Genomic DNA, 13,483 nt, shown 5'->3' on the forward strand with positions numbered 1-13,483 from the left:
CCTTTCTATACATATGGGAACGTTCAAATAGATGTTCCTTAACATGTTCATTTACTTGAATTCGGTGTAAGTAACTGGGCATAAGGTGTATAACGGATTAAATCTTTCTATTGCTCTTAGCCATGCAAGCAGTTATAATAAAAAAGCATGTTTATACATGTCTCAGTAGCTCAGGGGATAGAGCAACAGCCTCCTAAGCTGTGGGTCGCAGGTTCGATTCCTGCCTGGGACGTCCAAAAAAGCCTTTCAAACTAACGTTTGGAAGGCTTTTTATTTTTTTGTTTATTACTGGAAGCATCATTAAAGCCTGGATAAGGATTTAAATAAAGAATGCAACTTTTTCCCATGCTATTTTCAAAATACCATCATAGCAAAAAGAAACCGATTCCCATGATTATATAGGCGGAAAATAATATCAGCCCCTCGAACCAATTCGATTCACCATCATTACATAGATTGATGACCAAGAACGACGCAGCTACCATTGCAACCAATTCTGGAATCGTAAAGACAAGCGCCATTTGATTCGGCATGAATATGGATATGATGACTAGTACTGGTGCAACGAACATGGCAACTTGTAAGGTTGAACCGACGGCAATTTCCACGGATACATCCATCTTATTTTTTACAGCCATCGTGACAGCGGATACGTGCTCAGCTGCATTTCCTACTATGGCTACGATAATAACGCCTATGAACAACTCCGTCCATCCAAATTTACTCCCCAGCATTTCAAATGTATGTACCAATTGTTCGGAAACGAAAGCTACAGCTACCGTAGAAAGTAATAAAACGAGAATCGACTTCTTTTTTGTCCACTCCGGTACCTCTTCCTCCACTTCACCCTCTTTATTATCTGAAGAAGTGAAAACACCGCGATGTGTGACAAGTTTGAAAAACAATCCTGCAAGATAAAGTGCAATGAGAACGATTGCAATCCCAATACTCAAATTGAATGTCGTTTTACTATCCATTGAGGTTGAAAATACTTCCGGAATTACGAATGCAATGATAATGGCAAATATCAGTAGCCCTGAATTGTATTGTGCATCATGCAAACTGAAATTCTGACGTTTATATTTAATACCACCTGCAAAAAATGACAAGCCCAGTACAAGTAACAAGTTCCCTAGAACAGAGCCTGTCAGCGAGGCCAAGACGATTCCTACCATACCTGCCTTCAACGTGAAAATAGAAATGATCAGTTCTACAGCATTTCCAAATGTCGCATTCAACAATCCGCCGACTCTCGGACCGCTAACGATTGCAAGGCTTTCTGTTGCGCGGCCTATGTATCCTGAAAGTCCAATGATACTAATGCAGCAAAGAATGAACATAAGGAAGTCCGACCAGTTAAGAAATGCACCAGCAATGACAAGCGGTACGCCTGCGAAAACGACTACAGCAAATAGCCTATTCATCAGTTCACTCCTCTTACTCATTATGATTCCATTAACTATCTTTCCCTTGGGATGTAAATGTAAACGTACTGGCTTTCTCTTAACAATCAAGATCATTATTAGATTCATGTATATATTCTAGCGGTGTTGGATACTACTAATTGCAGCAACACAACTTTCGCTATCTTTCGCTAGGAACCCCCCTCCTAGTAGATAGCGAAATGTATTCTGTAGCTAGTCGAGTACAGGATAAATTTAGGAAGAAGGAGGAAATACATCATATGAAAAGATTATTTGTTGGATTAGTTGTAATGGGTGCATTATCCTTGGGTTCATTAATTGGACAGGCTTCCGCATCTACTAATCATATCGTAAAGCCGGGTGATACGTTATGGAACATTGCACTTGCCAACGATGTTAGTGTTGAAAACCTACTAGCCTGGAATGCGTTGGACTCTACTCTTATCCAACCGTCCCAAGAGATAAAGATTGAAAAAGGAAGCAATGTTCACAAATATACTGTTGTTGCAGGGGATACACTTTTTGAAATAGCTGAAAGTCATAACATCAAACTTAATGACTTAATGAGACTGAACAACATTTCAGATCACTTAATACTTCCCGGCCAACAGTTGATTTTAGATGGCGATGACATTTCGATGGATTATACAAATTTACATCCCACATCTAGAACAAAAACGATCGAGGCTAGAACACCTATGCAAACCCGTAAAGTGGCAATCGCATCAGAGCAGACACCTCCACCGGTAGAAGTACAGAAAGAAGTATCAAAACCAGCTGTAGTTCCTGCTGCATCCACAGGAACTGAAATGTTGGTAACTGCAACTGCATATACGGCGTATTGCGAAGGCTGTTCCGGTGTCACTTATACGGGGATAGATCTCCGTTCAAATCCTGACCAAAAAGTGATTGCAGTGGATCCGTCTATCATTCCATTAGGCTCTCGCGTTTGGGTAGAGGGATATGGAGAAGCAATAGCTGGCGATATAGGCGGTGCGATTAAGGGACATATTATCGATGTCTTTATCGAAAATAAGCAAGATGCTCTAAAATGGGGACGGAAAAAAATAAAGATAAAAGTTTTGAACTGATTTAGTAAATAACGTTTTTCCAACAATAGATGCCCCGTAACAGTATGATTAATCATTGTCCTGTTACGGGGTATTTTCTCGTCTTTAATTCGATTGACCGACATATCGGGAAACACACTTATCTTTTAGCGCGTATTTTTCGGAAATCCATTTTGTTCATCATTCGTTCAAATACATCCGTTTATTTACATATGAATATGCTTGGACATCCACTATAATGGACTTATATTATAGAAGGAGTTGGACAAGATTTGAAGTTTTTTTCAACGTTTGCAACGAAGATTGTCGCCCTGGCCCTCTTAGTCATTGGAATAACAGTAAGTGTAGGGTGGTACTTTTTAGGTGCAAATGATGAAATCCCTATTTCATTTCCAGAATTAGAAAATATAATTCAAAATCACAACGGTCAAACCGTTTTACTTAATGAAAAAGCGGATGGGACTGTCCATTTGGAAACAAAAGATGCTCTTTATGTGACACGTGTCCGTCCTCAAAGCCAACTGGTAGAACAACTAGTCGAAAAATATAAGCTCACATATTCCTATTCTTCACAAAATATATCGGGTAGTCTGCTACTTGGAGGCATACTACTAGTACTATTGGTCACGTTCATCATCCTTCATAAAAAAGGGAAAATTGGTGCAGGTGCTTCTGCCATGAAAAATAGCGCATCCAAAGCGACTCCTTTACCTGATATCACCTTAACGGATATTGGTGGGTTACCTGAAGAAATGAAAGAAGAGATTTCACAGACATTATCGATTCTAAAAGACCCGCAACGATCAGCTCAACTTGGCATACAGGCTCCGAAAGGGATTTTGTTGTATGGACCGCCCGGCACAGGAAAGACATTACTTGCACAGGCAATCGCAAAAGAACTGGGGGCAACATTCTTTTCTTCTAGCGGGGCGGCATTCACTGAACTGTTTGTGGGCGTGGGCGCTTCACGAATTCGTTCCCTTTTCCAAAATGCCCGTAAACAACAGTCCGCAGTTATTTTCATCGATGAAGTGGATGCACTTGCCGGAAAGCGGAAACCTCATGGCGGTGAAGAAGCGGAAAAAACGTTAACGGAACTACTCGTTCAATTGGATGGAGGAAACAATAATGGGGGCGTGCTGTTTATAGCAGCAACCAACCGCAAAGACATGCTCGATGAAGCATTCCTTCGTCCCGGCCGAATCGACTTTTCTTTCCAACTTCCTCTTCCAGATACATTTGGTAGAAGAGAAATTATCAATATCCATACGAAAGGCAAACGATTGTGTGAGGATGTAGTTGCTTCATTGGACGTGTTAGCTGAAAGTACGTCCGGTTTTTCCGGCGCGGAACTCAGTTCGCTTTTTGAGATGGCCAGCCGAAAAGCCATTCGAAATGGTCGCGAGGAGATTAACAGAAGTGATCTTGATTTTGCAATTGACCGTACAATACTGGGGAGTACCTCCCGTTCGTTGAACGATCCTGAAACGAAGCGACGAGTTGCGATTCATGAATCGGGACATGCATTGATTGCAGTGCTTACGAAGCCTAATTCAGTAAGAAAAGCAACAATTATTCCCCGAGGACAAGCTCTGGGTTATGTCGCCCCTATTCAAAAAGAGCTTCATCTTCAAACAGCTAGCGAACTGTTGGACCAAGTAAGTATGATTCTTGCTGGTGGGGTTGCAGAACGAATCTATCTCGGCGAGCATAGTATCGGCGTAGGCGGTGATGTCCAGCAGGCAAAAGACATTATTGAAAGAATGGTTGATACCGGTTTACTGCAAGATAGTTTCACGCTTACATTTAATAAGGGTGAAAAAGAAGAGCAGATGCAGATCTTATTTGAGTCTGCCATTAAAAAAACAGAGAGTCTTATCCGCAACCATGCAGCTGAATTCGAGAATTTAGTGGAAATATTATTCCAAAAAGAAACACTTGATGGTTCCGAGGTCCAGCAGATTATCAGTGGTACGGCAGTTGCCGCGATGGATCCACATTTCTAAAAAATCTAAGCATCCAAGTCTTTAAACCAGGTACGTTGGTTTAGAGACTTGGATTTTTTTGATGCCTAACATTTTTACAGCATCATACGTTTCCCGCATAGTATATCCTTCCCTATCTGAATACTACCAAGTGTCGTTGTTTTATTGAAAATGAACCTCCGCCATGTTTTTTCTATTTAATAGAAAAAACTTCTTGATTATGGTATTCGTTTTGATTTATTATAGAAAAATGTTATGAAGGAATTTATAACAAATGGGCGTTAAGGAGAGTGGCATGATGAGGAATTATACAAAACAAGACATTCGGAAATTTGTAGAGGAAGAAAACGTGAATTTCATCCGACTACAGTTTTCTGATATATTAGGCATGATTAAAAACGTGGAGATTCCCATCAGCCAGCTGGATAAGGCATTGGATAACAAAATGATGTTCGATGGTTCATCTATCGAAGGATTTGTTCGCATTGAGGAATCGGATATGTATCTTATTCCTGATTTGAATACATGGATGGTATTCCCTTGGCCTTCCGGAAAAGGGAAAGTTGCACGGATTATCTGTGATGTTTCACTTGCGGATGGATCACCTTTTGCAGGAGATCCACGTGGTAACTTAAAACGCATCCTGGTAGAAATGAAGGAGCTTGGATTCACTGATTTCAATCTTGGGCCTGAACCTGAATTCTTCTTGTTTAAATTAGATGAAAATAAGCAACCCACTATGGAACTGAATGACAACGGTGGCTATTTCGACCTTGCCCCAATGGACCTCGGGGAAGATTGTCGACGTGATATCGTCTTGGAACTTGAAGCATTGGGCTTTGAAATTGAGGCATCCCATCACGAGGCTGCACCCGGACAACACGAAATCGATTTCAAGTATGCCGACGTACTTACTGCATGCGACAACATTCAAACCTTTAAACTAGTTGTCAAGACAATTGCACGTAAACACGGCTTGCACGCGACCTTTATGCCTAAGCCACTTTTCGGCGTCAGTGGATCAGGCATGCATTGCAATGTATCCTTGTTCAAGGATGATGAAAATGCTTTCTTCGATGAAAATGGTGAATTGAAACTCAGCAAAACAGCCTACCAATTCATGGCTGGTGTCCTCGACCACACTCGGGGCTTTACAGCAGTAACCAATCCCACTGTCAATTCATACAAACGACTTGTTCCCGGCTATGAAGCTCCCTGTTACATTGCTTGGTCTGCACAAAACCGCAGCCCGCTTATTAGGATTCCTGCGTCACGTGGCATCAGCACGCGCGTTGAAGTACGTTCAGTGGACTCTGCCGCAAATCCGTACCTTGCAATGGCGGCGATACTCAAAGCTGGTTTGGATGGTATCAAGCGAAAACTCGAACCACCAAAGCCTGTCGACCGTAATATTTACGAGATGCATTTGACTGAACTTAAAGAACTTGGAATCGGTACGTTACCAACTGACCTTGACCATGCGCTTATCGCACTAAGTGAAGATGACGTTATTCAGGATGCGCTCGGAAGTCATATCTTTGAAAACTTCATGGCGGAGAAGAAAATAGAATGGGATGGTTATCGGATCACCGTACATCCTTGGGAAATAGATAGATATATGAAAATGTACTAGGTATGAAAAGGAGCCGACCTCTTGTGTGTGAACTGTCCCTTGTAATACGGACACTTATAAAAAGAACCACTAGTATTGGTTGAACTAAAAAGTCTCACTTACAACACTAGGCGCTTGGGAGTGCCTCCCGCGATAGGCCTGATAGAACCACTATCAGGCTTATCGCTTCGGCTACCCCAGTAGACACCTTCGCTGAGGATTACGGTGAAATTATAAGTTCAACAAATATAGTTTAACTTGCTAGTAGATGACCTCGATATTGTGCCGGTGTCATCTTTTTTAAATCCCACTGATAACGATACGAATTATATTCAAGTATATAGCAATCAATCAGCCGCTTTAGTTCTTCAAAGTTCTTACAAACTGCGGAATCCACGTCATCTTTTGAACATCCCATGACACACAGCACTCTTGCAATGGATCCACCAGGTAAAACAGGAAATTGGATTAACCTCTATACATAATCTCTCGTGCCACAACGGTCATGACGGTTGTGTCTTCAGCATGTCTTCATTGTCCAATTTCGGCAAATCCCTCTTTTTAAATATCCTTACTCAAGAAAATAGTCCTAATATGTACGACTGGCGCTAATCTTTATCAGAGAGTAGCCCCCGTTTGTGTACTATTTTTTATTGAGTTATAACAACGTATCCAAGCCAGCCAATCAATATTATAATTGGCAAAATTAACAAAGCCGATAACCATCTCATATGTTTTCTAAGCGATAAAGCTGCACCAAGATAAAACAATGGCAAGATTAACCCCCACCATCTGAATAGTGGTGTAGCAGCTAAGTAAAGTGAAAATGGTATTATTAACAAGAAAGAAATAACGAGAAACAGTGGCTTTTTCTTACTTAAGGCAACAAATGAAAAGATAATTGAAGCGAGCATAAACGGCCAAAAAAGTAAAACCATATTCGTTCTCCTTTCTTTTAACAAATAATTTAATTTATTTATCTCCTTTTCAACTAAATGGCGCTATTACTGAATGGGCGCAAATTTTTTTCAAGAAAAGCGCCCTTGTGCTTAATAGCTATTTATACCCACCTTTAGATTCGGGAAGTTCTATATATTGCTCCTTACTTCTAATAATACTAAATACGTAATTTCGCAACTCAAGTAGTTGCTTTGCATCGTCGGTAGGTTCACAGTATGCCCCTGATACAGTTTGGGTTATGTTTTCGCCGTTGATGGTAATTTTCCATTCATCCTCTTCGTATGGTTCTTGTGTGCAAATGGTTCCGTTTATAGGTTTGGGGGTAAACTTTTTCGTTTCCACTATATTAATTTCTTTCATTTTCTCATAAACTCCATCCATTTCCTCATCTGTCAAGGTTACATCTGCCGTTGCTGTTCCATCTGTTATTAAATCCTTGGTCACTGTACCTTTGAATGTGTTGATTTCATTATTTTTCCCCACGCCAAACTGAATGGAAAACCCAAAGTCATTGGGCATATCTTCCGGCATAGCTTGAACAGTAGAACCAGTCTCGTTTGAACGTGAAACATCAACTTCATTCGAATCCTTATTTAATTGGTTACATGCGCTCAAAACAAAGACGAATAAAATAAAAGATATTAACTTTTTCAACTAAACCCCTCCTGTATTAGTAGACGGTTAATAGTTAAATAAGTTACCTGTTTGTTCCAGAAAAGGCCTAATACTGAATAATCGCAGATTCTTACTTTGGAAACGCGCCCATTTATCGAACAAGTTGATACTTATTTTTTAGGCATAGCGAACGTCACGGAAATACCATTGTTTTCTTCGATTTTCATAAATATTTCATTAAGAACTTCTAACGCCCTTTCATTTGATTCATACTTCCCCAAGTCTTTACTCCATTCGTCTAAAGTCGAACTACTGACAAATCCTTTTATTTTTTTCCCGTTTACAGTAACTTCTTTTACATTTATCAAACTTTTCTTGTCTTGTGTAGAAATCCATAACATAGAAAAACTCATCCCTTTCGTTCATATCTATTTCTAATTTGCACCACAACTTGGCCCGATAATGAAAAAAGGTCACTTTTTAATGCCGTTAAAGCGCCCGATAATTGAATTGGTTGGTTAAGTAGGTGTCCATGTTATTCTAAAAATCCATTGTACCCAATTCCTTGCCAGTATCCTTATTTAATAGTTTTATTTCTCCACCACCCGGTAGTTTATCGCCTTCAAAATACCAGATATACAGCCCTTCCAATCGAAGTTTTTCTACTTCGCTCAGTGGCAGCATTGCCAAGTTCAGTATAGTAGCGCGGTCTTCGCCAATTTGGACGATTCGGTCATCACCATGCCTAATCAAACCATAGATCAGGTTCTCTCCTTGTCCCTGAGAACCGCTCAAGTTTTCATAACTTCTCTTACTGTCCATTGGGCTCCACGTAAGTATATCTGCCTTCCATCCAAAGAGATCCTTTTGAACATAGGCAGCTCCCAAATTATTAGTACCTTTTATAAAAAAGAAAAGAGCCTTATCATTTATCTTATAGCCAGGTATTAACGTTAAATCGTGATCAGCTGCAAATAACGCTTCTTGGGGTTCTGAATAGGAATCTGATTTCTCCGCTATAACCCATATAACAGCAGTAGGGATAGCTATTAGGGAAACTGCTATCAGTAGCCACTTTTTCATTAAATCACCTTCCTTACAAACACGAACAATGTTAAACAATCTTGGCCCGTTTGCGATATAGACGCAATCGCTTATAAAGCAATCGCGCCCGTTCGAAGAACAACTTAAAGACTTCAACTATCCTCCTTATTTTTATCTCCAACATATTTCCACAAGTGATATATCCCCCAAAACAAGATTGCATTTAATAGTAAAAATATGGGAGCCATTAAAGGATTCTCTATAAAATAATTAGATGCAAAGACGGAAATACCTATCAAAACGATTATGAATGGGATCAGAAGAATCCAATATCGTTTATCTTTAAAAGTTTGAAAACTAAACATCTTATCACCCCTATTCCAGTCCGTAAAAAACCCTAAAAAGTACTACCTTGTTTATCCAGCAATTTGGCCCGATTCTAGATGATGCAATCTATTCAATATTTGCACCCGTTTGCAGTACAAATATAATGTTTTATATAGATAATGGCATCGTCTTGCAATTAGTGTTATTTACTTCAAAATTATCATTGTGTAAAGTATCGTAGATTTCTTGTAATAGCTCTCCGACTTTATCAGCCTCCTTACGCTCAACTAACATCTCCAATGAATTTTCATTATATTTAATTTTGGTAAACCATAAGGCAGATGAAATTGAATAAATGTCACTTAACACAGTTTTTTCATCATCTGACAAAGGTCTTTCAGTAATATATCCCTTAAAAAAATGCTTGAATAGCTCTGTTCGGTCATTATCTGTTAATCCACCGGATAAATCCATTTCATTGGCTGTCAACAATCCCTCAAGTACCATGTCTCCAACCAAAACTTCATCACCAGCAATGTTGTAATCAAATATTCCGATAGTTCCTCCTATATACGATAAATTGTTAATAGAAACATCACCTTGAGTCGCAAACCTGGGTAGCTTACTCCAAGATGACTTAACTTTCTCAAGCTTTTCCAAATATAAATCTTTTATTTCTTGGTGCATTACTGGATCTATTTTCTCAACTTCACCAAGTTCAAGAAAAGCATTGTACCCACTGACTTCGTTATATCCAAGAAAATCGAAAATGGTACTATTTCCTATTAGACAGTTCCCATTCTCAGATATTCTATGGATCTTTCCAAGTAATTGTCCTAACATATAGGCAAGGTTAAAATCGATAGCTTTTATCTCCTCACCTAAATAATCTTCTACTGTAATATCAACGTCTAAATTATTCAATTTATAATTAAGGCTGTACTTTCCTTCACTGACATATCTTTTTGGCGTCAAAATACCCTTATCCCTTAAATACTCGGAAAAAACACTTTGAGACTCAATGATCTGAGAAGGATGATCATTTTCTCTTACAAATTTCACTACAAGCGGATTTCTATTAGTGAATTCAACCTTAGTAATTATTTTGATTTCCGTATTTTTATCATCACAGTAATGAATAAAATCATAAAGATTAGATACTTGCCCTTTAATATTGTACAGTGTTAAAACTTCATTGATCTTTTCAAGCCCGATATTCATATAGCATCCCCCATTTCATAAATACTCGATGGCCGAATCGTCTTAACTTAACTGTCTATCCCTCCCGTTAGCGCAATTTAAATCGTCAACATGGTGTTTTAACATCTTGTCTATCATCAGCGGGACGACAGTCATAGCTTCAATTTGGTGTTCCCGAATAAGATTACACGCTTTTTGAGCGTTAAATTCTCTACAAATGACTACAGTCTTCCCTAACGCAATAAACGATAACAATATAGCGATTCCATATCCATGATAAATAGGGGTTGCTATATAAGTATTCTTACGTTCTAAAAGCTTTAACTTGGTAAGCAAAGTCAAAAATGGATTCACATAGTTTATAAGCGAAGGTTGATGCTCGGCCACCTTTGGCTTTCCTGTTGTACCTCCAGTCAATAGAACGATTCTGCTTGTTGACGCTCTTTTTATTTTATGTTTATCAGGAATCTTTCTTTTAATCATTTGATTGATTGCAGGAAGGGTGTTATGAAAACTCAGCACTTTTTCGTTAGGGAAATTGGATACTAAATGACTTAAACTTTCATCATATACGAGCAAATTAAATTGGTGCTCGTTTGCTAATTCATCAAATTGGCTTACGCTCATTTCTGTATTTAACAAATAAATATCCGATCCTAAACGAGAAACGGAAAAAATCGCCTTTATAAATGATGCATGATTTTGACACAGAAAAGCTACTTTCTGTTTCTTCCCTAGACCATATTTACTTTTAAGGTTGTGTGAAAGATTTTCACATTGTATCCATAGCTGCCTATAGCTGATTGATTCCTTTTCATCTATCAAGGCAATTTTATTACTATATACTTTTTCATAAATACTCAATAATATCATTACATTAATGCCATGTTTATAAATAGCGGCTACTAATCTCGACATACCAAGTGGAGAAAGTAATTTCATTTTGCTTAAAACAGAAATGAAATTATGGACCATCATTTACTTCCCTCTTTTCTTGATTGCTGTAGCTGTAATTCTTTCCAAAACATCTCTAAAAAGAGTGGATGCAAGTTGACCGAATATGAGCCACCACGGCCCATACTTTTTCCTCTTCGTGTAGAATGACTGGCAAATGATTTTCGCAACATGATTGGGACACATGGCAGGCATGTTTTCATAAGCCGCGGTTGGTCGAATCATGTCTGTTTTAACTAATGGCAGATAGATGGAAGTTGTAGAAACATTATTTTGTAACAATTCAGGTGCTATTGAACGTAACCATGTATCAAATGCAGATTTTGAAGCTTGGTAAGCAGACCAAAACGGGATTGGCATTAACAATGAATTTATAGTTGAAACATTAACGATTTGTCCCTTACTTTTTTCTAATAATGGGAGAATCGACAAAAGCATTTTTACTGGTGCAAAATAGTTAATCGCCATTGTCCTAGTGAAGTCATGGTATCTATCCAAAGATTCATATACCGAACGATTGATTGATAGCCCTGCATTACAAACAGCAACATCTATCCCTTTAGGTGATTTATGAATCAGTTCTAACAAACCTTCCAGTTCTTCCTCTATCCTTAAATCAGCTCTATATATCGTCACGGACGCCTTATTCTTTTTTTCGATTTCATCTTTAATTATTTGGAGGTTTTCCTTCCGCCTAGCGACTAAAATCAAATGTACATTTATATCCGCCAGAACATAAGCTACTTGTTCACCAATGCCCGAACTGGCTCCTGTGATCAGAATTGTCTTACCACTCACTTCTTGTTGAAGCCTATTAAAATTCAAAAAGACTGGTTGAAATAATATTCTTTCCCAAATGCCATATGTATGATCATTGATTAATTTCTTTTCCACATCTATTAGTCACTCCAATTTTAAGAATGCTTTGATTATATCACATGGAGTTAGGCATGAATAAAAAGATAACTAGTCAATTCTAGAGAAAAAAACGGAAATACCCCTTGGATTATGTTTTAATTGTTAATGACGAAAAAAACAAAAAACATAACAAGGGGTACTGATTATATGATACACACATTTTTAGATAAATACAAAGAAGTTTTTATAGGAAGCATACTTAAATTGAAAGGCTCTGACAAACGTATTATGCTAGCAAAAACTGCCGAAGCCTATAGTAAAGGCGGTCAGTCCGTAGTTGCCAATTTATTTAATGTTGGTCGAGATACCATTAGAAAAGGAAAAAATGAATTGCAAGCAGGAATCGCTTGTATGGACGCTTTTAATGCCAGAGGACGAAAGAAGACAGAGGAAGTTCTTCCTAATCTAACGGAGGATATCATCGATATCGTGGATTCCCAAAGTCAAACGGATCCAGACTTTAAAACAAGAAGGCTTTTCACGAGGCTTACCGTGCCGGAACTACGGATACAGCTTATAAAACAAAAAGGATACCAAGACGAGGAATTACCCACAAATCAAACGTTGAACAGAATCCTAAATGACCTTGGCTATCATCTAAAAAAAGTGATGAAGACAAAGCCGTTAAAAAGAATAGATGAAACTGACGTGATCTTTCTAAACGTTGATGAAATCAATTGTGAGTATAAAGGAAAAAGTAATGTAATGCACATATCGATTGATACGAAGGATCGCGTAAAGATTGGAAACTTTTCAAGGGGTGGGAAGAGTAGGGTTTGTGTGAAAGCAAACGATCATGATTTTGGGACCGACTATTTAACCCCCTTTGGAATCGTAGATGTCAACACCGGTCATGTTGAATTAACATTTACAGAAACGAAGGTTACGCCGGATTTTATGGTTGATTGCATAGAAGCCTATTGGCTTAAAAAACAGGATCAATCCTATGACACGCTTATCATTAATGCGGATAATGGGCCTGAAAATAGTAGCCGTCGAATGCAATATATGAAAAGAATTATCCAGTTTGCAGTTACTTATAACGTGACAGTCATTTTAGCCTATTATCCACCCTATCATAGTAAATATAATCCGATTGAGCGGGTATGGGGTTGCCTAGAACAACATTGGAACGGGTCTGTTTAAGATACACATGAAGCAGTGATAGGTTATGCAGAAAGTATGACTTGGAAAGGAAATAATCCTAGTGTAACATTCACGGATAAAGTGTATGAAACAGGTATAAAAGTAGGGAAAGACATCATGGCAGTGTATGAAAAAGTGATTGAACGAAAACAAGGGATAGAAAAATGGTGCGTTACGATAAATCCAGAAAAGTGTAAAAGGGTGTTTGAAATGGAAATAAAAGTATAG

At 38.4% G+C, this 13,483-nt stretch carries 12 protein-coding genes, 1 tRNA gene and 1 pseudogene; 5 read left to right on the forward strand and 9 right to left on the reverse strand.

Annotated elements, in window-relative coordinates:
- Positions 1-159: 159 nt before the first annotated feature.
- Positions 160-232, forward strand: a tRNA-Arg gene (locus FILTAD_RS10675).
- Positions 233-365: 133 nt separating this feature from the next.
- On the opposite strand, the gene cax is transcribed toward FILTAD_RS10675, so the two are convergent.
- Positions 366-1,424, reverse strand: a complete 1,059-nt coding sequence (cax, locus tag FILTAD_RS10680; RefSeq protein WP_203229694.1) for a calcium/proton exchanger — start codon at positions 1,422-1,424, stop codon at positions 366-368.
- Between the two features lie 260 nt (positions 1,425-1,684).
- Between cax and FILTAD_RS10685 the strand changes: the two genes are divergently transcribed.
- From FILTAD_RS10685 to glnA, 3 genes are all read left to right on the forward strand, one after another.
- The gene (locus FILTAD_RS10685; RefSeq protein WP_124070760.1) at positions 1,685-2,515 is read left to right on the forward strand and encodes a LysM peptidoglycan-binding and 3D domain-containing protein; all 831 of its coding nucleotides are present in this window, start codon (positions 1,685-1,687) and stop codon (positions 2,513-2,515) included.
- A 251-nt stretch (positions 2,516-2,766) separates the two neighbouring features.
- On the forward strand, positions 2,767-4,500 hold the full coding sequence (locus tag FILTAD_RS10690; RefSeq protein WP_124070761.1) for an AAA family ATPase: 1,734 nt from the start codon (positions 2,767-2,769) through the stop codon (positions 4,498-4,500).
- Positions 4,501-4,777: 277 nt separating this feature from the next.
- Positions 4,778-6,112 (forward strand): type I glutamate--ammonia ligase, encoded by a 1,335-nt coding sequence (gene glnA, locus FILTAD_RS10695; protein WP_124070762.1) that lies wholly within the window; start codon positions 4,778-4,780, stop codon positions 6,110-6,112.
- 232 nt (positions 6,113-6,344) lie between these two features.
- Here the strand turns inward: glnA and FILTAD_RS10700 are convergent, their stop codons facing one another.
- The 8 genes from FILTAD_RS10700 to FILTAD_RS10740 all read right to left on the reverse strand — a co-directional run bounded on the left by FILTAD_RS10700 (position 6,345) and on the right by FILTAD_RS10740 (position 12,085).
- The gene (locus FILTAD_RS10700) at positions 6,345-6,509 is read right to left on the reverse strand and encodes an IS3 family transposase (RefSeq protein ID WP_124070763.1); all 165 of its coding nucleotides are present in this window, start codon (positions 6,507-6,509) and stop codon (positions 6,345-6,347) included.
- A gap of 232 nt (positions 6,510-6,741) precedes the next feature.
- The gene (locus tag FILTAD_RS10705) at positions 6,742-7,029 is read right to left on the reverse strand and encodes a hypothetical protein (RefSeq protein ID WP_124070764.1); all 288 of its coding nucleotides are present in this window, start codon (positions 7,027-7,029) and stop codon (positions 6,742-6,744) included.
- A gap of 118 nt (positions 7,030-7,147) precedes the next feature.
- A complete protein-coding gene (locus FILTAD_RS10710) occupies positions 7,148-7,705 on the reverse strand; it encodes a membrane lipoprotein lipid attachment site-containing protein (RefSeq protein ID WP_124070765.1) in 558 nt (185 codons plus the stop codon).
- A 131-nt stretch (positions 7,706-7,836) separates the two neighbouring features.
- Positions 7,837-8,067, reverse strand: coding sequence for a hypothetical protein (locus FILTAD_RS10715; protein WP_124070766.1), 231 nt, complete (start codon positions 8,065-8,067; stop codon positions 7,837-7,839).
- Positions 8,068-8,206: 139 nt separating this feature from the next.
- Entirely contained in the window at positions 8,207-8,749 is a 543-nt protein-coding gene (locus FILTAD_RS10720; RefSeq protein ID WP_124070767.1) for an aspartyl-tRNA synthetase, read from the reverse strand.
- A 456-nt stretch (positions 8,750-9,205) separates the two neighbouring features.
- Complete coding sequence (locus FILTAD_RS10730; protein ID WP_124070769.1) at positions 9,206-10,258, reverse strand: protein kinase family protein; 1,053 nt, start codon at positions 10,256-10,258, stop codon at positions 9,206-9,208.
- Between the two features lie 42 nt (positions 10,259-10,300).
- The gene (locus FILTAD_RS10735; RefSeq protein ID WP_124070770.1) at positions 10,301-11,215 is read right to left on the reverse strand and encodes an AMP-binding protein; all 915 of its coding nucleotides are present in this window, start codon (positions 11,213-11,215) and stop codon (positions 10,301-10,303) included.
- Positions 11,216-12,085 (reverse strand): SDR family NAD(P)-dependent oxidoreductase, encoded by an 870-nt coding sequence (locus FILTAD_RS10740; protein WP_238988226.1) that lies wholly within the window; start codon positions 12,083-12,085, stop codon positions 11,216-11,218.
- 171 nt (positions 12,086-12,256) lie between these two features.
- Here FILTAD_RS10740 and FILTAD_RS10745 point away from each other — a divergent pair.
- Positions 12,257-13,483 (forward strand): annotated as a pseudogene (locus FILTAD_RS10745) (ISAzo13 family transposase).

This window comes from Filibacter tadaridae, from assembly GCF_900609045.1.
GTDB lineage: Bacteria > Bacillota > Bacilli > Bacillales_A > Planococcaceae > Sporosarcina > Sporosarcina tadaridae.